Source organism: Kitasatospora sp. NPDC008050 (assembly GCF_042957465.1).
In the GTDB taxonomy this organism is placed as follows: domain Bacteria; phylum Actinomycetota; class Actinomycetes; order Streptomycetales; family Streptomycetaceae; genus Kitasatospora.
In genome coordinates this window covers 457577-479902 of record NZ_JBIBIJ010000006.1, presented here as the reverse complement: position 1 = coordinate 479902, position 22326 = coordinate 457577, and the positions used below count along the sequence as shown (strand labels likewise).

Here is a 22326-nt window from a genome sequence, read left to right as displayed (position 1 = left end):
CGCGTCGAGCGGCACGACAACCACCGGAATAGGGTGGCCCCGTGCACTGCGTCCTCGCTAGTGTTTTACTTCAAAAGGAATCTCCAACCCCGATCAGACGATCGAGGCCGGGGATGTCAACATATCTGGCGTTGACTTTTGGCACGCTGTTGAGTTCTCAAGGAACGGACGCTTCCTTTGCAGCCACTTCCGTGGCCCCTCCGGGCGCTTCGTTCTTTCTTCTCTTCCAGCTTATCAGATCGGGCTCAGTGCCTTTTTCCGATTTCCTGGCTGGCCAGGTCCGCCTTTTCTGCGGCGACCGCCACTCTACCGTATTTCCGGACCTGGTCCGGACCATGCTGAATCCCAGAGGAATAAGCGAGGTTTTAAATCGGTAAATCTGATGGTCGCTCCGTGCGGTTCGGGCCGGCCTCTCGGCTGCCCCTTCCGTCCGTCCGGATCAGGCGACTCGGACAACACTAGGCCAGCTGGGCGGTCGCGTCAAACACTGAGGGGCCAGATCTGACCAGATCTGGCCCCTCAGGAGAACAGTCACAGCTCAGCGCTGCTGCATTTCAAGCCACCTGACGCATACTCATGCGCCGCGGGCGTGAGCTTGCGTCAGTTTCGGTTGACTCATGCACCCGTCAGCTCGACCGCGGCGAGGTTCCGCTTTCCGCGACGCAGCACCAGCCAGCGGCCGTGCAGCAGGTCGTCCATGGTCGGCACGGCGTCCTCGTCCGCGACCTTCGCGTTGTTGAGGTAGGCACCGCCCTCCTTCAGCGTCCGGCGGGCGGCCGAGCGGCTGGGGGCCAGGCCGACGGCCACCAGCAGGTCGGCCATCGGGGCCAGCTCGGTGACGGAGGCCTTGGGCACCTCGGCCAGCGCGGAGGTCAGCGTCGCGGGCTCCAACTCGGCGAGGTCGCCCTGGCCGAACAGCGCCTTGGAGGCCGCCACCACACGCTCGTACTGCTCGGCGCCGTGGAGCATGGTGGTCAGCTCCTCGGCCAGGGCCCGCTGGGCGAGCCGGGCGGCCGGGCGCTCGGCGGTCTCCCGCTCCAGCTCCTCGATCTCCTCCTTCGAGCGGAAGCTGAAGATCCGCAGGAAGTTGGAGACATCGCGGTCGTCCGTGTTGAGCCAGAACTGGTAGAAGGCGTACGGCGTGGTCAGCTCCGGGTCGAGCCAGATCGTGCCGGTCTCCGTCTTGCCGAACTTGGTGCCGTCCGCCTTGACGATCAGCGGGGTGGCCAGCGCGTGCGCCGGCTTGCCGTCGGCCTTGCGGATCAGGTCCGTGCCGGCGGTCAGGTTGCCCCACTGGTCGCTGCCACCGGTCTGCAGGGTGCAGCCGTAGCGGCGGTTGAGCTCCAGGTAGTCCATGCCCTGCAGGATCTGGTAGCTGAACTCGGTGTAGCTGATGCCCGCGTCGGAGTTGAGCCGTCGGGCGACGGCCTCCTTGGCGATCATGTTGTTGACCCGGAAGTACTTGCCGATGTCGCGCAGCAGGTTGATCGCGGACAGGCCCGAGGTCCAGTCCAGGTTGTTGACCATGCGGGCCGCGAACGGGCCCTCGAAGTCGAGGAACTTCTCGATCTGGCCGCGCAGCCGGTCCACCCAGGCGGCCACCGTCTCGGGGGCGTTGAGCACCCGCTCGGCGGTCGGCTTGGGGTCACCGATCAGGCCCGTCGCGCCGCCGACCAGGCCCAGCGGCAGGTTTCCGGCCTGCTGGATCCGGCGCATGGTGAGGATCTGCACCAGGTTGCCGAGGTGCAGGCTCGGCGCGGTCGGGTCGAATCCGCAATAGAAGGTGACCGGGCCGTCCGCGAACGCCTTGCGCAATGCGTCCTCGTCGGTGGACAGGGCGATCAGCCCTCGCCACCGCAGCTCGTCGACGATGTCCGTCACGGTCACGCTTCTCCTTGGTCGGGCCGGGCCGCGGCTGGGGGCGGTCCGGGAAAGGAATTCCGTCGGGTTCCAGCCTGTCCGAGACTACGCGGTTCGCGCTAGGCGGTTTTACCCAGTGACCTGCGACGCGGAGTGTGCGCCCGGTAGGGGCTCACGGAGGCCTCGCCCTCGATCCAGAACCGCCAGGGCGTGTCGGCGGCGGTGGAGACCCCGGTGCGCGGGCCGGAACGGATCAGCGCGGCCGGCGGCGGGGTGCCGGGCAGCAGGCGGAAGACCGGGCCCCCGACCACGTCCTCGCCGTTCTGGGTCCGGTCGACGCCGAGCGCCTGGGCCAGCCGGGCCGGGCCCTGGGCGAGGTCGTGGTCGCGGCGGCTGGTGGCCCGGCGGGCCCGGGCCAGCTCCGCTCCCCCGGTCACCTCGCCGGCCCGCAGCAGGACTCCGCCGGGGTGCAGCGCGGGGCCGCAGACCACGTTGAGGCAGAAGTGCATCCCATAGGTGAAGTAGACGTAGGCGTGGCCGGGCGGGCCGAACATCACGGCGTTGCGCGCGGTGGGTCCGCGGAACGCGTGCGAGGCGGGGTCGTCCGGGCCCTGGTAGGCCTCGACCTCGGTCAGCCGCAGCTCGACGGTGCCTTCGGGCAGCGTGCAGCGCAGCCGGCGGCCGAGCAGCTCGGGGGCGACCTCGGTGGAGGGGCGGTCGAAGAAGGCGCGCGGCAACGCGGCAGGCCCGTCCTCTTGGTGCTCGGCGGAGCTGTCGGTAGGCACGGGATCGAGCCTAGCCGGGCCCTCGGACAGTTCGCCGGGCAGCGGCCGAGCGGGGCCGGAGCGGGGACCGGACGACGGCCGGGCGGCGGCAGCGCAGGGGCTGAGCGGGGGCCGAGCGGGGGAAATTCCCTTGTCGGGCAAGGTGCTTGGCGGTCACAGTGGTCGGGTCCGCCGGGGTGGCGGGCGGGCCTGGGAGGTGTCCGGAATGCGCAACACGCTGGTGCTGAACGCGAGCTACGAGCCGATGTCGACGGTGTCCCTGCAGCGTCCGGTGGTGCTGGTACTCCAGGACAAGGCCGTGATCGAGCAGGTCCATCCACTGCGTGTGGTGCGCGCCGCCGGCCTCTCGGTACCGGTACCCCGGGTGATCAGGCTGCGGCGGTACGTCAGAGTGCCGTTCCGACAACGGGCCCCGTGGTCGCGGCGGGGCGTGCTGGTGCGGGACCAGCACCTGTGCGCCTACTGCGGACGCCGGGCGACCACCGTGGACCACGTGCTGCCGAAGTCGCGCGGGGGCGCCGACAGCTGGCTGAACACCGTGGCCGCCTGCGCCGCCGACAACCAGCGCAAGGCCGACCGGACTCCGGAGCAGGCCGGGATGGCACTGCTGCGGCGCCCGTTCGAGCCGACCCCGGAGGCCACGCTGCTGCTGGCTCTGGGCCTGCGGGCCGGCGAGGCCGGGGACTTGGCGCCCTGGCTGCCGCGCGCCGCCCAGCTCGGTACGGCTCAGCGCGGCACGGCTCAGCGCGGCACGCCCCAGCTCGGTGCGGCGTCGCGGTGAGCTGAGCCACCGGCCCGTCGGCCCACCGGCCCCGCGGGGACATGAACGTCCGGTGGTCCGGCCTGCTCAGGGGAGAGGCCGGCCCACCGGATCAGCAGTGGGCTCCCGCGTTCAGCCCTTGGCCTGGAAGGCGGTGGCGATGCCGAAGTTGGCCGAGTGGCCGGGGACGGCGATCACCCGGTCAGCGCCGGTCAGCACCCGCCCGGAGGTGAGCAGCGAGCCGGTGGCGGGCGGGAAGCCGCCGCCGACGGCCTCCTGGCCGGACGACAGGGTGAGGCGGCTCAGATGGGCGGGCTGGTCGGTGCGCTCCTCGGCGGCCAGCACCAGGGTGCCGTTGTCCAGGCCGACGGCCCGCACGGTGCCCTTCTCGCTGACCGCGGTGCGCCACAGCTGCTTGCCGTTGGTGACGTCGTAGGCGACGGCCGAGGTCTGGCCGGCCCCGACCAGCGTGGTGACCATGCTGTGGTCCTGGAAGAAGACGCCGGGCAGCGCGTCGAAGGTGCCGCGGGTGACGTCCAGCCGGCCGCCGCCCGGGTCGCTCACCGGGATGGTGGCGGCCTGGTCACCGTTCGCGTTCCAGGTGAGCACCTTGTCGTCGGTCGGCTGGTCCCCGGTCGTCAGCATCACGGCCGGCTCGGCGGAGAGCACGGTGGCGGTCCTGGGCTGGCTGGGCAGTCCCTTCGACCAGAGCGTCTTGCCGTCGGCGGCGCCCAGCGCGACCACCTGGTCGCCCGGGTTGCTGTCGACGCAGCTGCTGTGCAGCAGGACGGTGGCGCCGGAGGCGCTGCCGGACAGGGTGCAGAACTTGCCCTGGCCGCCGTACTGCCAGGCGTCCTTCCCGTCGGCGGACGCCCAGGCGATGGCCTTGTCGTCGCCGACCGCGACCACCTTGTCATCGGTGACCGCGACCTGGGCCGCGTAGGGGTTCTTGTCGGAGAGCTGCTTGGTCCAGGCGGCCTTGCCGGCCTTGGTGTCCACGGCGGCGAGCTGGGAGCAGGGGCTCTTCGGGTCGGCCTGGCTGTGGAAGAGCACGGCGCCGATGCCGGCCTGGTTGACGGTGGGCGACATGCCGCAGGGGGTGGCGCCGGCGGCGGGGGCGTCCAGGTTCCAGGTGGGCTTGCCGGTCGCCGGGTCGTAGGCGTGCACGCCGCTGCCGTCCGCGCGGACCAGCGCGTTGGCCAGCAGCCAGCTGCCGATCAGGGTGTCGTCGGCGCCGGCCTGGGGGGCGGCGGCGGGCTGGGCGGACCAGATCTTGTTGTGGGCGACGGCGAAGCCGGGGTCGCTGGAGGGGGCGGCGGCGGTGTCGTGGTGCGAACCACCACCGCTGGTGGCGACCACGCCGGCGGTCACCAGGACGCCGAGGGCGACGACGCCGGCGGCGACCCGGATCACCAGGGTCCGGTGACCGGGGGCGCCCTCGGCGTTGAGCACGGAGCCGAGCGCGCCCCGTGCCGCGCCGCGGACGCGGCCGATCAGCGAGCCGTCGGCGGGGTCCTGCGGGTCACCGGCGGCGTCCGGGCCGGTGGCCAGGGTGGGGTCGGCCGGGGCGGGGTCGGCCGGGTCGAGGGGGGTCCGGCCGGGGTCGGCGGACGACTCGGCGGTGGTGGCCTCCGCGGTCCCGTCCGTGCCGGGCCCGGTGGCGAACGGGTCCGCGTAGAGCGGCGGCTCGGTCTGGTAGCCGAACTCCTCGGCCGCCTGGTACTGCTGCTGCTCGGGGATGCCCTGGTGGGCCTCCGGCCACTGCCAGGGCTGCGCGTCGCCGGCGTACTGCTCGCCGGCGTACTGCTCGGCGGCGTACTGCTCAGTGGGGTACTGGCCGGTGGGGTACTGGCCGGGGGCGTACTGCTCACCGGCGTACTGGTCCGGGGCGTACGGCGGCTGCCCGGCGGGGTAGGGCTCGGCCGGATAGGGCTCGGCCGGATAGGGCTGCTGCTCCCCCGGATACGGCTGTGTGCTCCCGTACGGCTGCTGCTGGTGCGGCTCGTTCGGGTACCAGCCCTGCTGGTGGTCGTAGCCGGCGGGATCAGGCCCGCTGCTGTCCTGGGGGTACCCCTGGTCGGCGGCTGGGGGGAAGTCCTGAGCCATGCGTTCCGTCCGTCCCGACTGCGTACAACGACCGACAGCATCTCACGCCGCTCACCCGTACCGACCGTTCGGCGGGCAACTGGGCCCGACAGAACGGTCGGTACGGTCACTGAACCTGCTGGTGCGGTGAATGAACCCGTCAGGTCTGCTGGTTGAACGCCGCATCGATCCTGGCCGCCAGTTGGAGGTCCAGGTCGGTCACGCCGCCCGCGCTGTGCGTGCTGAGGGCGAAGGTGAGTGTGCGCCAGCGGATGTCGATGTCCGGGTGATGGTCCATCTCCTCGGCCGCCTCGGCCACCGCCACCACCACCCGGATCGCGGACGGGAAGTCGGCGGCGTCGGCGGTGCGGGTGATCGCCGGACCCTGCCGCTGCCAGCCCGGCAACCGGGCAAGGCCTGCGGTGATCTCGTCCTCGGTCAGCGGGCGCCTGTTGCTCATCACGTCACTCCGGTCCATCGCTCCAGGTCGGGCGGGCCAGAGTGATGCTAGTGGCTGAGGCCGCGTCAGCCCGGGAGCCGGAGCCGGTCGCTCCTGGCGCGCGTCAGGCCAGCAGGAGCTTGGTGACCGCGGCCAGGCCCACCACCACGATCAGCGCGCGCAGCGCGACCGGCGGCAGCCGGCGGCCGACCTTGGCGCCCACCAGGCCGCCGAGCGCCGAGCCGACCGCGATCAGCAGCGCCGCGAGCCAGTTCATCGAAGCGGTGAACATGAAGAAGACCGCCGCGACCGCGTTGACGATCAGCGCCAGCACGTTCTTGACCGCGTTCATCCGCTGCAGGTCGTCGCGGAGCAGCATGCCCATCAGCGCGAGCATCAGCACGCCCTGCGCGGCGCCGAAGTAGCCGCCGTAGATGCCGGTCAGGAAGATGCCGGCGACCAGCAGCGGGCTGCCGTCCGGGTCGGCGACCTTGCCGCCGCGGGCCGCGACCGCGCGGGCCACCCGGGGCTGGATCACCACCAGCACCAGGGCCAGCAGGATCAGCACCGGGACGATGGCGTCGAAGGCGCCCTTGGGCAGCCGGGTCAGCAGCACGGCGCCGAGCAGTCCGCCGAGCAGCGCGGCCGTGCCCAACCGCAGCAGCCGGCGGCGCTGGTCGGCCAGTTCGCGGCGGTAGCCGATCGCGCCGCTTATCGAGCCGGGCACCAGGCCGAGGGTGTTGGAGACGTTGGCGGTGACCGGGGGCAGCCCGATCGCCAGCAGGACCGGGAACGTGATCAGCGTTCCCGATCCCACGATGACGTTGATGGTGCCCGCGCCGGCTCCGGCCGCGAAGACCGCCAGCCCTTCCCAAGGAGTCATGGACTCGTCCTTACTTCTCGCGTGTCCGCCCCCGGTGGGGTGGCGGCGGTCGCGATCATGCCGGACAGCGGGTCGGGTGCCCAGTGGGTTCCAGAATCAGAGACCGCGGATTCCAGGTTTCACCCCGGTCTCGCTCCGGTGCTACTCGGGGTCGATCTTCGGGTACTCGCGGGGCGGACTGACCCGGGGGCGGGCCGCGCCGGTCTGGTCGGTGTCCACCGGACGCGGTCCGCTGCCGCCGCCGACGCCCGGGCGGCTGCCGTTGCCCTCGGGCGCCGCGACCGGCGGCTTGGTGAGGTCCGGGCCCGCGCCCGGCCCGGCGCCCTGGCCGGTCAGGCCGCCGAACGCGCCGCCCAGGCCCTTGAGCGCGTCGCCGACCTCGCTCGGGATGATCCAGAGCTTGTTGGCGTCGCCCTTGGCCAGCTCGGGCAGGGTCTGCAGGTACTGGTAGGCGAGCAGCTTCTGGTCGGCGTCGCCGTCGTGGATGGCCTCGAAGACGGTGCGGATCGCCGCTGCCTCACCGTCGGCGCGCAGCACGGCGGCCTGCGCCTCACCCTCGGCGCTGAGCACCGCGGCCTGCTTCTCACCCTCGGCCCGCAGGATCGCGGCCTGCCGGGCGCCCTCGGCGGTGAGCACGGCCGCGCGCTTGTCCCGCTCGGCGCGCATCTGCTTCTCCATCGAGTCCTGGATGGAGGTCGGCGGCTCGATCGCCTTCAGCTCGACGCGGTTGACCCGGATGCCCCACTTGCCGGTGGCCTCGTCCAGCACCCCGCGCAGCCCGGCGTTGATCACCTCGCGGGAGGTCAGGGTGGACTCCAGGTCCATCGAGCCGATGATGTTGCGCAGCGTGGTGACGGTGAGCTGCTCGATGGCCTGGATGAAGCTGGCCACCTCGTAGGTCGCCGCGCGGGCGTCGGTCACCTGGTAGTAGATGACGGTGTCGATGTTGACCACCAGGTTGTCCTGGGTGATCACCGGCTGCGGCGGGAACGGCACGACCTGCTCGCGCAGGTCGATCCGGTTGCGGATGGTGTCGATGAACGGCACCACGATGTTGAGGCCGGCGTTGAGGGTGCGGGTGTAGCGGCCGAACCGCTCCACAATCGCCGCGCTCGCCTGCGGGATCACCTGGATCGTCCGGATCAGTGCGATGAACGCCACCACTACCAGAACGATCAGCACGATGAGGACGGGTTCCACAGTGTCTCCCCTGGACATCTCGGACGGGCAACTCGGACGACTGGCAGGCCGGGAGGACCGCTAGTCGACCAGGGCGGTCGCGCCCTGGATTTCCACGACATCCACCTGCTGGCCCGGCTCGTAGACGTGGTCGGGGTGCAGCGCCCGTGCCGACCAGATCTCGCCGTTGAGCTTGATCCGGCCACCGTGCTGATCCACCCGCTCCTGCACCACGGCCCGGGCGCCGGCCAGCGCCTCGATCCCCATCCGGACCCGCGGGCCCCGGTCGAGCTTGCGGTAGGCGATCGGCCGCACCACGGTCAGCATCGCGACCGAGACGACGATGAAGGTCAGGAACTGCCAGACCACCCCGGCCCCCACCCCGGCGGCGATCGCGGCGCCGGCGGCGCCGACCGCGAACAGCCCGAATTCCGGCAGCGCGGTGATCGCCAGCGGTATGCCAAGACCGACGGCGAGCACGAGCCACCACACCCAGCTGTCCACAGGGCCATCCTAGGGAGGAAACGATGTCCGGTGGGTGGGTTCCCGCAGGTGGATGGAGGGAAACCGGTCAGTCCGGGCGACCGGGCCCGCACCTGGTCAACGAAGCGGGCCGGTCCGGCGGTTCGGGCCCGACCGGACCCGCGCCTCGGCCCAGCGGATCAGCCCGGCGCGTCAGCCCGGCGGATCAGCCCAGCGGCAGGCCCTGCGCGGACCAGCGGTCGCCGTGGCGCTCCAGGGTGAGCGGCAGGCCGAAGCAGAGCGAGAGGTTACGGGCCGTCAGCTCGGTGTCGATCGGGCCCGCGGTCAGCACCTTGCCCTGACGGATCATCAGGACGTGGGTGAAGCCGGGGGCGATCTCCTCGACGTGGTGGGTGACCACGGCCATGGCCGGCGCGTAGGAGTCCTGGGCGAGCGCGCCCAGGCGGCGGACCAGGTCCTCGCGGCCGCCCAGGTCCAGGCCGGCGGCCGGCTCGTCGAGCAGCAGCAGCTCGGGGTCGGTCATCAGGCCGCGGGCGATCAGGGTGCGCTTGCGCTCGCCCTCGGAGAGGGTGCCGAAGCTGCGCTGCTCGTAGCCGCCCATGCCGAGCCGGTCGAGCAGCAGCAGGGCGCGCGACTCGTCCACCTTGTCGTAGGTCTCCTGCCAGGTGGCGGTCATGCCGTAGGCGGCGGTGAGCACCGTCTGCAGCACGGTCTGCTCGCGCGGGATGCGGTCCAGCAGCGAGGCGCCGGCCAGGCCGATCCGCTGGCGCAGCTCGAAGACGTCGACCGAGCCGAGCTTCTCGCCGAGCACCGCGACGGTGCCGCTGGTGGGGTGCAGGTAACTGGACGCGACCTGGAGCAGGGTGGTCTTGCCGGCACCGTTGGGGCCCAGGATCACCCAGCGCTCCCCCTCGGCGACCGACCAGGAGACCTGGCTGATCAGCGCACGTCCATCCCGGACCACGGAAACGTCCACCAGCTCCAGCACGTCGCTCATGCCTAACGCCTTCCCCAATACAGATTTTCGGCCGTCCGGGGTCCTGCGCGGCGGGGTGCGGCGCGGCGGGGTCCTCGGGGTGCGGTCCACTCGTGTCGACAAGTCGGTGCGGGCGGGCAGCCTACTCCGCCGACCGGGTAGGCGGGAGGGAGCTGCCGCTCGCACGGCAGCGCGGTTACTCGCACAGCACAGGGCCAACCTACGCCACGCGGGTGGCCGGGTTGTCCGTAGGCTGGCGGGATGCCGCTGACTCCTGCCGAAAACCCGTTCGCCGACCCGTTCGCCGACCTGTTCGCCGAAGCGCGCTCCGCACGGCTGACCGCCTGGGGCAACTCACTGCTGGCCGGCTTCGCGCCGCCCGACCACGTGGTGGAGGAGGTCGTCGGCAAGGACGAGAGACACCGGGTGGTCGGGCTGCCCGGCGACACCGAGGGCGAGCAGCACGCGCTCAGCTGGGCGCTGGGCCGGCTGCGGGTGCTCGGGGTCACCGGGCTGCGCCTGGCGCTGCCCGCCGAGGGGCATCCGCTCGGGCTGACCGGGCCCGCCCCGTTCAACGCCGCGGCGCTGGCGGTGGGCGAGGCGGTGCTGGCGGTCGGCGTACCGCTGGGCCTGGTCCCCGAGATCGAGGTGTACGGGCCGCCCGGCGACCAGGCGGTGACCGTGCTGTGGCGCTGCCACCAGGTACTCCTCGCGCCCCCCGCCGACGTCCCCTCGCTGCACGAGGCCGAGCGGGAGCTGGTGGAGGGGCTGCGCGAGGCGACCGTGCTGCTCTCCCGGCTCGACGTGGCCGGGGCCGGGCCGCAGGCGCTGCGCGCGCTGGAGCAGTACCGGCGGCGCGGGCACAGCCAGCTGCTGGCCCCCGGCTACCCGCCGCGCGCGGTGCGGGTGCTGGAGTCCGCGCGGCAGGTCTCGGCGCTGCTGTCGATCGCTGCCGGCGGCCACGGCGCGGCGGTCAGCGCCGCCGAGATGACGGCGCGGGCGGCGGTGCTGGCGCCGCTGCGGCGGATCGCGCGGCGGGCCCAGGTGGCGGCGTACAACGCGCTGGTGGACGAGCGGGAGAGCTGAGCGGCCCCAGGGCTGCCGCCCCAGCGCTTGCCGACAACGCCTCGGGGCTCACTGCTCGCCGTGGCGGACCGCCCAGAGGGCGGCCTGGGTGCGGTCCGCCAGGTCCAGCTTCATCAGGATGTTGGAGACGTGCGTCTTGACCGTCTTCTCCGACAGGTTGAGGCTGCGGGCGATCTCCCGGTTGGAGCGCCCGTCCGCGATGTGACCGAGCACCTCGCGCTCACGCTCCGTCAGGGTCCCGCCCCGGCCCTGCGGAGCGCGCGGGGCGTCGTCGGCCAGCAGGGTGCCGGCCAGCTCCGGCTGGAGCAGCACGTGCCCGGCGTGCACCGAGCGGATCGCCCCGGCCAGCGCCTCCGGGTCCACGTCCTTGTAGACGTACCCGGCCGCGCCCGCGCGCAGCGCCGGGACCACCGTGCGGTGCTCGGTGAAGCTGGTGACGATCAGCACCCGGGCCGGGTTGCCCTCCGCCTTCAGGCGCTTGAGCGCCTCCAGGCCGTCCACCCCCGGCATCTTGAGGTCCATCAGGACCACGTTCGGCGTGAGCTCCTGGGCCTTCGTCACGCCTTCGGCGCCGTCGGCCGCCTCGCCGACCACCTCGATGTCGTCCTGCACCTCCAGGAAGGTGCGCAGCCCGCGGCGGACCACCTGGTGGTCGTCGACCAGCAGCACGCGGATGGGCGCGTGTCTCTCAGGCACCGGGAACCTCCAGTTCGATGACCGTGCCCCGGCCGACGGCCGAGGTGAGGGTGAGGTGGCCGCCGACGCTCTGCGCGCGGTCGCGCATCGAGACCAGCCCGAGGTGCCGGCCGGCCTGCTGGACCGCGCCGGGGTCGAACCCGCGGCCGTCATCGGTGATCCGCAGCACGGCGCCGCGGGTGGTGGTGCCGCGCAGCGTCACCGCCACCTTGGTCGCATCGGCGTGCCGCAGCGCGTTGTGCAGCGCCTCCTGGGCGATCCGCAGCACCGCCGCCTCCTGCGCGGGCGGCAGGGTGCGCACCCCGCCGTCGGAGCTGAACTCCACGCCGGCGCTGTGCGCACGGTCCAGCACCTGGACCTGGGAGGCGAGGGTGGCCACCAGGCCGTCCTCGTCCAGCGCGGCCGGGCGCAGCTCGACCACCACGGCGCGCAGTTCGTCCGCGGCCTCCGCGGCCAGCCGGGCCACCTCGGCCAGCTCCGCCCTGGCCCGCTCCGGGTCGCGGTCCAGCAGCTTGGCGGCGGCCTTGGCGGTCAGCCGCAGGCTGAACAGCTTCTGCGAGACCGCGTCGTGCAGGTCGTGCGCGATCCGGGCCCGCTCGCCGGCCAGCGTCAGCTCGCGACTGCGTTCGTACAGCCGGGCGTTGGCCAGCGCTATCGAGGCGTGCGCGGCGAGGATGCGCAGCAGCCGCTCGTCGTGGGCGGTGAAGCCGCCCTCCTTGTTGGCCAGGAAGATCGCGCCCAGGATCTCCTCGCCGTCCAGGATCGGCATCCCGAGGAAGTCCGTCATCTCCGGGTGCGCGCCGGGCCAGCCGCCGAACGCCGGGGCCTGGCGGACGTCGGCCAGCCGGGTCGGCCCCATCTCGTGCAGCATGGTGGCGAGCACCCCGTGCTGGCGCGGCAGCGGCCCGATCGCCTTCCACTGCTCGTCGGTCACCCCGTCCACCACGAACTGTGCGAACCCGCCGTGGTCGTCCGGCACCCCCAGCGCGGCGTACTCGGCGCCGAGCAGCGAGCGCGCGGAGGCGGTGATGCGGCGCAGCACCTCGCGCACTTCGAGGTGCGCGCTCATCGCGAGCACGGCGTCGCTGACCGCTTCGAGCCCGTCCAGGCACGCGTCGGCCAGGCACGGGTCGTCGAGCGGGTGCTCACACGGTGGCTGGTGCTTGATCCCCATGCGGCCACCGTACCGCCGGGGCCCGGCCACGGGCGTGGGGCGGTGGGCGGGGCGGGGGTAGGACGAGGGGCTTAGGACGCGGGGTGTAGGGGCGGGGGCTTGGCGGGGGGACGGCCAGCCGTCGGCGGTCGCCGGGGTGGGCACCCGCCGGGGGGCGGTGGGGGCGGTGGGGGCGGTGGGGGTCAGCGGGACGGTTCGGCGGTGCGGTCGGCGAGGTGTTGTTCGGCGAGGGCTTCGGCGGTGCGGCTGAGGGCGTGGAGGAGGGTGGCGAGGAGGGCGTGGGACTGGGACTCGATGCGGAGGTTGCCCTGGGTGCGGCCGAGGGCGAGGGCGTGGCGGGCGGCGGCGAGGGCGGCGTTGTGGCGGCCCAGGGCGTACAGGGCCTCGGCGCGGGTGTGGGTGGCGAGGACGAGCTTGGGGTCCGCGGGGTGGGCGGCGAGGATCTGGACGGCCTCGTCGGCGTGCGGCAGGGCGAGGTCGGGGGTGCCGGCGATCACCAGGGCGTTGGCGAGGTTGTTGAGGGCCTGGGCGAGCAGCCGGTCGTCGGTCAGCTCCCGGGCGCGGGCCACGATGTCGGTCATCAGCGGGATCGCGCGGGCCTGCTGGCCGGCCCGGACCAGGCCGTTGGCCAGCCGGGTGCGGCACTGGTGGCCCAGCACCGGGTCGCCCAGTTCGTCGGCGAGCGCGATGGCCCGGTCCAGGTGGTCGGCGGCGGCGCGGAACTCGCGCTGGTCGATGAGGACCACGGCGAGGTCGGCGTACATCCGCACCAGGGCGGCGGGGTCGGCGCAGGCGCGGGCCGCGCGCAGGCCGGCCTCGGCGGTGCTGCGCCACTCGGGGCGGCTGTGGTTGGCGTTGTAGTACAGCACCCCGGCCTGGTGGGCGAGTTGCCAGGCGGCGGCGGAGCGCTCGTAGTGCTCGGCGCAGAGCACCACGCCGCGCACCGCGCGCTCCTCGCGGCGGAACCAGTCGACGGCCTGGCCCGGGGTGGCCAGCGGCGGCAGGCTGTCGGCGGCCGGCCTGATGCCGGTGGACGGGGAGGTGCCGGTGGACGGGGAGGTGCCGGTGGACGGGGAGGTGCCGGTGGACGGGGAGGTGCCGGTGGACGGCCGCGTGCCGGTGGGCAGCACGCTGCGGGTGTGCAGGCCCGCGCAGGCGGCGGCGGTCGCGGCCAGGTAGTGGCCGATCATCCGGTCCATCGCCGCCAGCCGGTCGTCGCAGGTGAGTTCGGCGGCCAGCTGGGCGCTGTAGAGGCGCACCAGGTCGTGCCGGGCGAACAGGCCGGGTGCGGTCTCCTCGATCAGGTGGGCGGCGTCGAGCTGGGCGAGCACGCCGCGGACCTCGACCGGCGACACGTCGGCAAGCACGGCCGCGGTGTGTGCGTCGATCACCGCGCCCGGGTGCAGCCCGAGCAGGCTGAACATCTGCACCGCCGCGGACGGCAGCGCGCGGCAGGTGAGGTTGAGGGTGGCCGCGACGCCCAGCGCGGTGCGGCCCGCGCTGGAGAGCGAGGCGAGTCTGGCCTGCTCGTCGGAGATCTCCGCCACCAGGTCGCGCAGCGCCCAGCCCGGGCGGGTGGCCAGCCGGGCAGCGGCCAGCCGCAGCGCCAGCGGCAACCGGTCGCAGCGCTCGGCCAGCTCGGCGGCGGCCTGCGGTTCGGCGGCGACCCGGGCCGGTTCCAGCACCCGGGCCAGCAGTTCCAGCGCCTCGGCGGGAGTCAGCACGTCCAGCGACAGCGGGGCGGCGCCCTCCTGGACGAGCAGGTCGCCGAGCCGGCTGCGGCTGGTGATGACGGTGACCGGCCCGCCGTCGGGCTCGGCGCCTTCCGCGGGCGGGTCGGGCAGCAGCGGGGAGAGCTGCTGGTAGGAGCGCGCGTTGTCGAGCACGATCAGCAGCCGACGGCCCGACAGGAGTTCGCGGTAGCGCCGGGACCGGTCCTCCAGCGTGGTGGGCATGGCGCTCTCGGCGACCCCGAGCACCGTCAGGAAGGAGGCCAGCACCTCGGCCGCCTCGCGCGGCTCGGTCTCGTCGAAGCCGCGCAGGTCGGCATAGAGCTGGCCGTCGGGGAAGCGGTGCGCGACCTGGTGGGCCCAGTGCTGGACCAGGCTGGTCTTGCCGACCCCGGCCGGCCCGGTGACCAGGATCGGGCGCCTCTCGCGGCCGGCGGCGATCGCGCCGTCGAGGTGGTCGAGCTCACCGGTCCGGCCGACGAAGCGCCGGTTGGGGCGAGGCAGTTGGGCGGGCGTCAGGCGTGAGCAGGGGACGCTCGCCGGCGCCTCCCGTCGGCTGGTGCCGACGGAGTTGGTGCCGACGGAGTTGGTGCCGTCGAAGCTGGTGGCGAGCCCGGGAGCGAGCCCGGGGGCGGGCCCGGCAGAAGCCGACGGCGGGCCGGTGAGGCGGTCGCCGGTGAGGCGGTCGCGGGCGGCGCGGAGCGCGGGGCCCGGGGCGGTGGACAGCGCGGCCACCACCCGGTCGTACCAGTCCAGCGCCTCCGCCCGGCGCCCGGCCTGATCGAGGCAGGCCAGCAGGTGCACGGCGAGCTGCTCGTGGGTGGGGTGGGCCAGCACGGCCTCGGTGAGTTCGGTGATGAGCTCGGCACCGCGGTCCAGCCGGCGCAGCCCGTCGGCCAGCCGGTCCAGGGCGCGCAGGCGCAGGTCGGCCAGCCGGGGGGCGGTCCGCTCACGCAGCAGGGTGGAGCCGCAGTCGGTCAGGGCCGGGCCGCGCCACAGGTCGAGGGCGGCGCGCAGCAGCGGCAGCGCGGCGTCGGGCTCGCCCTCGACCGGCGGCGCGGCGGCGACCGGGGCGGCGGTGATGCGGGTGGCGGCCGCACGGGAGGCGGCGGGGGCCGCGGTGCCGGGGAGCAGCAGTCCGGCCTCGTCGCAGAGGCGCTCGAAACGCAGCGCGTCCACCTGGTCCGGGTCACCGGCCAGCAGGTAGCCGGCGCCGCGGGTGGCCAGCTCCAGGCGGCCGTCCAGCAGCCGCCGCAGTTCGGCGATGTGGCCCTGCAGCGCGGCCCGGGCGGTCGGCGGCGGGCTGCCGTCCCAGACCAGCTCGATCAGCTGCTCGGTAGGCGTCAGACGGCCGAGCTGGACGGCGAGCGTGGCGAGCAGCGCACGGCGTTTGGGCGCCGTGGGGGTGGCCGTGGCCCCGTCGTCGTACCGGACGGTGACCGCGCCGAGCAGTTCGATCCGCATCCACGCCCCTCGTTCAAGCCTGAGAATTCACACCTGGCAGTTCACGCCTGACTTGCCGCCCCGTCGCCCCGTGCACCGGGCCGGCGGGGCCCGATTCGTCCGAGGATAAGACGTGTCGGGACCGCCGATCCGTTGCAGGGGGGCGGCAATCCTATCCACCCTGCTCCGGGCTCGGGCAGGGGTCCCGGGCGGTCGTCCTGGGCAGGCGAACAGCGTGGATAGACTGCAGTCCAAGATTCGAGCCCGACGGCTTCGGGGTGGGCGACTGTGGGGGACGCATGGGCATCCGGCTCCTCGGTCCGGTAGAGCTGCGGAAGACCCGCGGCGGCGTGCTCGTGCCGCTGTCCGGGTCCCAGCGGCGCGCGGTGCTCGCGCTGCTGGCGCTGCGCCTGGGGCGGGTCGTGGCGGTGGACCACTTCTTCGAGCTGCTCTGGGGCGAGGAGCCGCCGGCCCGGGCCCGGGCCGCGCTGCAGGGGCACATCGCCGCGCTGCGCAAGGTGCTCGCCGACTCCGCGTTCACGCTGCACACCCGCGCGCCCGGCTACCTGCTCATCGGGCCGGCCGAGCTGGTGGACGTGCTGCGCTTCGAGGCGCTGGCCGCCCGGGCCCGGGAGCGTGCGGCGGGTGCCGGGCAGCCCGGGGACGCCGGGGCAGCCGGAGACGCCGGGGCGGGCGGGGACGCCGGGGCAGCCGGATGGCCGGGTGGCGGGGCGAGCGGGCGACTGGGCGGCGGGGCGTCAGGGATCAGGCCGTCAGGGCTCTGGCTGCCAGGGGCGGGCGGACCGGGAGACGGCGGCCGGGCCGCGGACGCCGAGGCGATCGGGCTGCTGGAGCAGGCGCTGGGCCTGTGGACCGGGGCCGCGCTGGCCGACCTGCCCGACACCGAGCTGCGCCGGGCCATGGTGGGGCAGCTGGACGAGGCGCGGACCAGGGTGCTGATCGACTGGGCCGAGCTGCGGCTGCGCCGGGGCACCGGGGCGGCGGCGGTACCGGCGCTGGAACAGAGCGTGCGGGCCGACGGGCTGCGCGAGTCGGTGGTGGCCCTGCTGATCCGCTGTCTGCATCAGGCGGGGCGGCCCTCCGACGCGTTGACGGCCTACCAGCACGCCCGGGAGCTGCTCGACAGCGAGCTGGGCATGCTGCCGGGCGCGGAGCTGCAGGCGGCGTTCGCCCAGGTGGTCGCCGAGGAGTCGGCCGGGCTCGGGGAGGCACGGTACGGGGGCGCCGGGCACGGGGGTGTCACGTACGGGGACGTCGTCCATGGGCGCCCTGCGTACCCGGGGGCCGGGTACCCGAGCACCGAGTACGGGGCCGTCGAGTACGGGGACGTCGCGTACCCAGGCGCCGAATACAGGGACGTCGCGTACGGGGACGGGCCTGAGGACGGACCCTGGGACGGCCCCGGGGACGGCAGACCTGTCGACGCCGGGTACGACGAGCAGGGCGCGGCCGAGTACGGGGCGCCGGCGTGGGCGGATCCCACGCTCCCGACGGTCCCGCTGAGCCCGCTGCTCCCGCCGAGCCCGCTGACGCCGTTGCTCCCGGCGCTGGAGGCCTTGGCCGAGGAGGCCGACCCAGAGCCCGACTCCGTCGAGCCCCCGGCACCCCGCCAACTCCCCCGCCAGCCGGCCGGTTTCGTCGGCCGCAGCCTGGAGTCGCGCTGGCTGGACCGGGAGTGCGGCCCCGAGCGCACCGGTGACGGCCTGGCGCTGGTGGTCGGCCCCGCCGGGGCGGGCAAGAGCGCCACCGTGATCCGCTGGGCGCACCAGGTCGCCGCGGACTTCCCGGACGGCCAGCTCTTCGTCGACCTGCGCGGCTTCGATCCGGCCGGTCCGGCGGATCCGGCCGAGGTGCTCGGCCAGTTCCTGCTCGCCCTGGGCGTCCCGGAGTCCACCATCCCCGAGGACCTGCCCGGCCGCGTCGCGCTCTACCGCGCCCGCACCGGCGCCTGCACCCTGCTGGTCGTGCTGGACAACGCGCGCAGCGCCGAGCACGTGACCGACCTGCTGCCCAGCGGCCCCGACTGCGCCGCCGTGGTCACCAGCCGCAACACGCTGGAGGACCTGGTCGTCACCGAGGGCGCCGCCCTGCTGCGGCTGGAGGCGCTGCCCGGGGGCGACGCGCTGCGGCTGCTCGAACGCGGGCTGACCCCCGGGCGGGTGCACACCGAGGTGGCCGCGGCCGAGCAGCTGATCGAGCTCTGCGACCACCTGCCGCTGGCCCTGCGGATCGCGGCCTCCCGGCTGGCCGCCCGGCCCGACTGGACGATTGCCGATCTGGTGGCCGAACTGGCCGACGAGCGTACCCGGTTGCTCACCCTGGACACCCAGGGAGCGGTCAGTATCCGCACCGCGCTGACCCTGACGTACCGTCATCTCTCGGCCGAGGCAGCCAGGTTGCTCACCGTGCTGGCCGCACACCCGGGCCGGGAGGTGGACACCTTCGCCGGCGCCGCGCTGCTCGGCACCAGCCCGGCCACCGCGCGCGGCGCGCTCGGCGAACTGGCCGCCTACCACCTGCTCACCGAGAGCACCCCGGGCCGCTACAGCCGGCACGACCTGATCCGGCTGTTCGGCATGGAACTCTTCGCCGAGCAGCCCGTCGAGGTCCAACGGCTCAGCTCCGAGCGGCTGCTGGACTACTACGTGGAGGCGTCCCAGCACTGCGGCGACCACCTGGAGCCGAGCCTTGGCCCCTTCGGGGAGCGTTCCCATCCGCCCGCGGCGCTGCCGCGGCCGGCGGATGCCCGCACCGCGCTCGACTGGTTCCGGGCCGAGGAGCCGACGATCCGCGCCCTGGTCGCCGCCGCCGGTGCGGCGGACCCCGAGCGGGCCTGGCGGCTGAGCCTGGCGGCGAGCCCGCTCTACTACGGCGCCAGCCGGCTGATCGACTGGCTGAGCTGCCTGCGCGAAGGGCAGCGGGCCGCCGAGCGGTGCGGCTCCACGGCGGCCGCCGCACTGCTCTGCAGCACCATCGCCAACGCTCTGATCGGCGTCGAACGACCGCAGGAGGCAGCCGAGTTGGCGCGGCAGGCGGTGTCCGGGACGACGCCGGCGGACGGCATCGCGCACACCCGCTCGCAGGTCACCCTGGCGCTGATCACCGCGGCCCTCGGCGACCCGGCCGAGGCCGTGCGGCTGTCGGCCGCCGCGGTCGAGCTGACCAAGGCGGTCTGCTCGCCCGCCCAGCTCTCCTTCGTGCTCGGCTACGCCGCCGCGATCAACCTGATGACCGGCGACGCCGAGGCCGCGCTGCGCGAGTCCCGCGAGTCGCAGCTGCTGCTGACCGGCCACCCGGGCGCCACCATCCACGCCTGGGCGATGCTGACCGAGGCGCAGGCGCTGCAGGCGCTGGGCGCCTCCGAGGACTCCGAACAGGTCTGGTCGCGACTGCTGACCACCTGCCAGGAGGCCGGCTTCCTGCACCTGCACGCCATCTCCGAACAGTCCTACGCCACCTTCCTGTTGGCGCTGGACCGGGAGCGGGAGGCGGCCGAGCACCTGCGCGCGGCCATCCGGCTCTACCGACTGCACGGCCATCTGGCGGGCGCGGTCACCGAGTTGCTCGCGTCGATCGAGCAGACGCTGATCTGCCGGGCGGGCAGCCAGTCGCTGCCCGAACAGCGACTGGAACCCTCCTGACCGACCGGTCACCATGGATCTACTGCTTCTGGGCGCTGTGCTGATGATGCGTCAGGTTCGTCAGGCGGCGGCGCCGGGCCGCACAGCGCCCTTGGCACCCGGCCGGGCGACGACCTTGCCGGTGGGCTTGGCGGTGGGCTTGGTCCGGCTCGTCTGCACCACGGACGGGGCGTACTCGTTCTGCGCCGCCAGCACCGGGCGCAGCGCCCGGATCGCGTAGAAGTTGCGGGACTTGACGGTGCCCGGCGGCACGCCGAGCCGTTCGGCCGCCTCCAGCACCGAGCGGTCCTTCAGGTGCAGCTCGATCAGCACGTCGCGGTGGTGCGGCTGCAGCCGCTCCAGCACCTGCGCGATGTCCCGGGAGGCCAGCACCTGTTCGTAGGGGTCCTCGGCGAGCGGGCGGTCCTCCAGCATCTCGCCGGCCACCTCCTGGGCGCGGGCGGCGGCCATCCGGAAGTGGTCGATGGCGATCCGGCGGGCCACCGTGAACAGCCAGGGCCGGCTGTGCTCGGGTCCGCGGGAGATCGCCTCCGGGTGCTGCCAGGCACGCAGCAGGGTCTCCTGCAGGATGTCCTCGGCCTTGCCGCGGTCACCGTTGGTGACTCGCAGCAGGGCGCGCAGCAGGTAGCCGCCGTGCAGGCGGTACAGCTCGGCGAGGGTCTCCTGGTCGAGGGTGGGGCGCGCGGCGACCGGCGCGGCCGGAACGGCCGGCGAGTCGGCGGGCGGCAGGGCGGCGGGCACGACGGGCGGGGCGACGGGCTGAGTGGACACGCACTACCTCTTGGGTCCGGCGGGGTCTCGAAGCAGGCCGGGCGGGCGGCCTGGGCGAGGCCGGGCGGGGGTCCCCCGGCCTCGCCAGCAGTACGTTGCCGGGGAGCGCCAAGATTGCACCAACGAGGCACCAACGTCGGCGCCAATGCGGGGACGCGGCGGCCTTGGCCGTTACATTGGCGCGCCTTGGCGGTCACATTGGCGCACCTTGGCGGTCACGTTGGCGGTCGCGTTTGGCGGCGGCAGCGGCCTGGGCGGCCGCTCGGGGAAGGCCTCGGGCAAGGCCTCGGGGTGGCCGGCTGCTCAGACCCGGTTGAGCGCCCGGATCAGATGCTGGACCCCGTCCTCCCCGCGTCGTTCGATCAGCACGGCGACCCAGCAGCTCAGCGCGCCCCGGTCGGCCGCCGACCAGTTGGGCGCGGAGGGGTGCTCGTCCACCACCAGCGTCGTCGCCAGTCGCAGCAGGTCGGGCTGCGGGGTGGGGCAGGTCCGCTCATCGGGCCGGCCGAGCTGGGTGATCCGCTGCGTGGTGGCGATCACCTCGGCCGCCGAGGCCTCGGGCACCGGCAGCGCGGGCTGCCCCGGCCGGCTCTCCTGTGGCCGGGAGACCAAGGACGCGATGAGCTGACGTGGTCTCGATGACGACCCGTCTCGGGACATCAGCACCTCCCCCTGTCCCGCCGCGGGACTTCACACCCGCGTGCGGGCCCGACCTGTCGACCTGTCATGGCACCCGGGCTCGAGTGCCATCCAAGAGGGACGGTACCGGGTGGTAGCCCGGTTCAGCAGGCGTATAACGCGCGGTGCGGTGAACCGGCGCGCCCGGAAAAGCCGTTCTCACTGAGTGGATGGGGGTCATGGGACGAACCGGGACAACGGGAGGACACGTGACGGTTCTTTCGGACGGTTTCTCAGGCCTGGCCGGCGGGGCGGGCCTGGCCGGCGGGACCGGCTGGGCGGCCGGGGCCGGCGGGAGCGCGGGCGGGATCGGCGGTGCGGCCGGGGCGGGCCCGGCGGCCATGATCCTGCGGCTGGGGCCGGACGGCGGCGGGCCGGACGCGCCCGACTACACCCCGGCCCGCTGGCCCGAGCCGGTGGCCGTGGTCGCCCGGACGCCGCTGGACCCGCTGGGCACGGTGCTGATCCCGCCGAACCACCGGGCCGTGCTGACCCGCGCACCGGGGGCGGAGCCGGGGGCCGCGCCGCTGCAGCTGCCGATGCCTGCTCCGGTACTCCCTCCCATGCCGGTCCACGCATCCGCGCCGCCGCCCTTCGGTGCGCCTGCGCTCGGTGCCCCTGCACTCGGTGCGCCGGTGCTCGGTGCGCCGGCCGAACCCCCGGGCCGGGTCATCCCGCGCCCGGACCTCTCGCTCGGGCGCGCCGCCGCCCATGAGCTGAGCCCCGAACGGCTGCTGCGGCGCGCCGCGGCCCGTGGCCCGCGCGCCCTGCGGCGGCCCTTCGCGGGCGGCAGCCAGGAGGAGCAGAGGCGCCTGCTGGAGAGTGTCCGCACCCCGCTGCACGGCTGCCACCGGATCGCGGTGCTCGGCCACCCGGCCGGCACCGGGCAGACCACCGTCACCCTGACCCTCGGCACGCTGCTGGCCGCCAACCGCCCGGACCGGGTGATCGCCCTCGACCTCGCGGGGCCGGCGGGCGGCGCGAGGAAAGCGCTGGGTGACCGGGTGCGCCGGGAGACCGCGCGGAGCCTGGGCGACCTGCTCGCGATGCTGCCCTCGCTGAACAGCTATCAGCAGCTGCGCGCCTTCACCTCGCGCGCGGACTGCGGCCTGGAGGTCCTGGCCGAGCTGCCGGACGCGCCGGGGGCCGGCTTCGACGAGTACGGCTACCGGCAGGTGCTGTCGATGCTGAGCAGCCAGTACCCGGTGATCCTCAGCGACACCGGCACCGCGCCGGAGGGCGTGCGTCGGGCGGCGGTCGAACTCGCCGACCAGCTGGTGATCTGCGTGAGCCCGTCCGTGAGTGGCGCCGACGGCGCGACGGGCATCATGGACGGTCTCGTCGCGCAGGGGTACGGGGAGCTGGTCCGCAACAGCGTCACGGTGATCTCCACCGTCCCGGTCACCGACATGGGTCAGGGCCGGCCGCTGCCGGCCCAGGAGCTCGCCGCGCACTTCCGCACCCGCTGCGGCGGCGTGGTGATGATCCCGACGGACGCCCACCTCGCGGCGGGCGGCGAGCTGGACCCGGCCAAGCTCAAGCCCAAGACCCGTCAGGCCTGTCTGGAACTGGCGGCCCTGATCGGCGAGTCCATGGCCCAGCACCGCCCGGCGGACACCGGCCCCTGGTAGGCGCG

The 22326-nt window shown here is 74.0% G+C and carries 17 protein-coding genes; 4 read left to right on the top strand and 13 right to left on the bottom strand.

Going from position 1 to position 22326, the window contains the following annotated elements:
* Positions 1–615: 615 nt before the first annotated feature.
* Together tyrS and ACFZB9_RS15770 are read right to left on the bottom strand one after the other, a co-directional pair.
* The gene (tyrS, locus tag ACFZB9_RS15775; protein ID WP_391447413.1) at positions 616–1881 is read right to left on the bottom strand and encodes a tyrosine--tRNA ligase; all 1266 of its coding nucleotides are present in this window, start codon (positions 1879–1881) and stop codon (positions 616–618) included.
* A 98-nt stretch (positions 1882–1979) separates the two neighbouring features.
* On the bottom strand, positions 1980–2645 hold the full coding sequence (locus ACFZB9_RS15770; protein ID WP_391447370.1) for a DNA-3-methyladenine glycosylase: 666 nt from the start codon (positions 2643–2645) through the stop codon (positions 1980–1982).
* 205 nt (positions 2646–2850) lie between these two features.
* On the opposite strand from ACFZB9_RS15770, the gene ACFZB9_RS15765 reads away from it, so the two are divergent.
* Positions 2851–3426, top strand: coding sequence for an HNH endonuclease (locus tag ACFZB9_RS15765; protein ID WP_391447369.1), 576 nt, complete (start codon positions 2851–2853; stop codon positions 3424–3426).
* Between the two features lie 111 nt (positions 3427–3537).
* Here the strand turns inward: ACFZB9_RS15765 and ACFZB9_RS15760 are convergent, their stop codons facing one another.
* From ACFZB9_RS15760 to ACFZB9_RS15735, 6 genes are all read right to left on the bottom strand, one after another.
* A complete protein-coding gene (locus ACFZB9_RS15760) occupies positions 3538–5511 on the bottom strand; it encodes a PQQ-binding-like beta-propeller repeat protein (RefSeq protein ID WP_391447367.1) in 1974 nt (657 codons plus the stop codon).
* Between the two features lie 139 nt (positions 5512–5650).
* The gene (locus tag ACFZB9_RS15755; protein WP_391447365.1) at positions 5651–5950 is read right to left on the bottom strand and encodes a 4a-hydroxytetrahydrobiopterin dehydratase; all 300 of its coding nucleotides are present in this window, start codon (positions 5948–5950) and stop codon (positions 5651–5653) included.
* 103 nt (positions 5951–6053) lie between these two features.
* Positions 6054–6812 carry a sulfite exporter TauE/SafE family protein gene (locus ACFZB9_RS15750; RefSeq protein WP_391447364.1) on the bottom strand — a complete coding sequence of 253 codons (759 nt, stop codon included), beginning with the start codon at positions 6810–6812 and terminating at the stop codon, positions 6054–6056.
* A 141-nt stretch (positions 6813–6953) separates the two neighbouring features.
* Entirely contained in the window at positions 6954–8012 is a 1059-nt protein-coding gene (locus ACFZB9_RS15745) for an SPFH domain-containing protein (RefSeq protein WP_391447362.1), read from the bottom strand.
* Between the two features lie 60 nt (positions 8013–8072).
* Positions 8073–8495 carry an NfeD family protein gene (locus ACFZB9_RS15740; protein WP_391447361.1) on the bottom strand — a complete coding sequence of 141 codons (423 nt, stop codon included), beginning with the start codon at positions 8493–8495 and terminating at the stop codon, positions 8073–8075.
* 184 nt (positions 8496–8679) lie between these two features.
* Positions 8680–9471: an ABC transporter ATP-binding protein gene (locus ACFZB9_RS15735; RefSeq protein ID WP_391447359.1), complete on the bottom strand. Its 792-nt coding sequence runs from the start codon at positions 9469–9471 to the stop codon at positions 8680–8682.
* Between the two features lie 288 nt (positions 9472–9759).
* Here ACFZB9_RS15735 and ACFZB9_RS15730 point away from each other — a divergent pair, with 288 nt between their 5' ends.
* Entirely contained in the window at positions 9760–10536 is a 777-nt protein-coding gene (locus ACFZB9_RS15730; protein WP_391447411.1) for a hypothetical protein, read from the top strand.
* A 48-nt stretch (positions 10537–10584) separates the two neighbouring features.
* Here the strand turns inward: ACFZB9_RS15730 and ACFZB9_RS15725 are convergent, their stop codons facing one another.
* The 3 genes from ACFZB9_RS15725 to ACFZB9_RS15715 form a co-directional block, all read right to left on the bottom strand.
* The gene (locus tag ACFZB9_RS15725; RefSeq protein ID WP_391447357.1) at positions 10585–11232 is read right to left on the bottom strand and encodes a response regulator; all 648 of its coding nucleotides are present in this window, start codon (positions 11230–11232) and stop codon (positions 10585–10587) included.
* Positions 11225–12301, bottom strand: coding sequence for a GAF domain-containing sensor histidine kinase (locus tag ACFZB9_RS15720; protein ID WP_391447409.1), 1077 nt, complete (start codon positions 12299–12301; stop codon positions 11225–11227). Before ACFZB9_RS15720 ends, ACFZB9_RS15725 begins: the two co-directional genes overlap by 8 nt.
* A 287-nt stretch (positions 12302–12588) precedes the next feature.
* The gene (locus tag ACFZB9_RS15715; RefSeq protein ID WP_391447355.1) at positions 12589–15600 is read right to left on the bottom strand and encodes a BTAD domain-containing putative transcriptional regulator; all 3012 of its coding nucleotides are present in this window, start codon (positions 15598–15600) and stop codon (positions 12589–12591) included.
* A gap of 278 nt (positions 15601–15878) precedes the next feature.
* On the opposite strand from ACFZB9_RS15715, the gene ACFZB9_RS15710 reads away from it, so the two are divergent.
* Positions 15879–19241, top strand: coding sequence for a BTAD domain-containing putative transcriptional regulator (locus ACFZB9_RS15710; RefSeq protein ID WP_391447353.1), 3363 nt, complete (start codon positions 15879–15881; stop codon positions 19239–19241).
* A 60-nt stretch (positions 19242–19301) separates the two neighbouring features.
* On the opposite strand, the gene ACFZB9_RS15705 is transcribed toward ACFZB9_RS15710, so the two are convergent.
* Together ACFZB9_RS15705 and ACFZB9_RS15700 are read right to left on the bottom strand one after the other, a co-directional pair.
* Complete coding sequence (locus ACFZB9_RS15705) at positions 19302–20012, bottom strand: sigma-70 family RNA polymerase sigma factor (protein WP_391447352.1); 711 nt, start codon at positions 20010–20012, stop codon at positions 19302–19304.
* A 303-nt stretch (positions 20013–20315) separates the two neighbouring features.
* Positions 20316–20624, bottom strand: a complete 309-nt coding sequence (locus tag ACFZB9_RS15700; protein ID WP_391447350.1) for a hypothetical protein — start codon at positions 20622–20624, stop codon at positions 20316–20318.
* A 275-nt stretch (positions 20625–20899) separates the two neighbouring features.
* On the opposite strand from ACFZB9_RS15700, the gene ACFZB9_RS15695 reads away from it, so the two are divergent.
* Entirely contained in the window at positions 20900–22321 is a 1422-nt protein-coding gene (locus ACFZB9_RS15695) for a hypothetical protein (RefSeq protein WP_391447348.1), read from the top strand.
* The last annotated feature ends 5 nt before the right edge of the window (positions 22322–22326 follow it).

What these genes read in the sequence shown, in the direction of transcription:
- ACFZB9_RS15755 (WP_391447365.1), bottom strand. Translation starts at nt 5,950, where the DNA reads ATGAGCAACAGGCGCCCGCTGACCGAGGACGAGATCACCGCAGGCCTT.
- ACFZB9_RS15715 (WP_391447355.1), bottom strand. Translation starts at nt 15,600, where the DNA reads ATGCGGATCGAACTGCTCGGCGCGGTCACCGTCCGGTACGACGACGGG.
- ACFZB9_RS15750 (WP_391447364.1), bottom strand. Translation starts at nt 6,812, where the DNA reads ATGACTCCTTGGGAAGGGCTGGCGGTCTTCGCGGCCGGAGCCGGCGCG.
- ACFZB9_RS15720 (WP_391447409.1), bottom strand. Translation starts at nt 12,301, where the DNA reads ATGAGCGCGCACCTCGAAGTGCGCGAGGTGCTGCGCCGCATCACCGCC.
- ACFZB9_RS15760 (WP_391447367.1), bottom strand. Translation starts at nt 5,511, where the DNA reads ATGGCTCAGGACTTCCCCCCAGCCGCCGACCAGGGGTACCCCCAGGAC.
- ACFZB9_RS15765 (WP_391447369.1), top strand. Translation starts at nt 2,851, where the DNA reads ATGCGCAACACGCTGGTGCTGAACGCGAGCTACGAGCCGATGTCGACG.
- ACFZB9_RS15735 (WP_391447359.1), bottom strand. Translation starts at nt 9,471, where the DNA reads ATGAGCGACGTGCTGGAGCTGGTGGACGTTTCCGTGGTCCGGGATGGA.
- ACFZB9_RS15710 (WP_391447353.1), top strand. Translation starts at nt 15,879, where the DNA reads ATGGGCATCCGGCTCCTCGGTCCGGTAGAGCTGCGGAAGACCCGCGGC.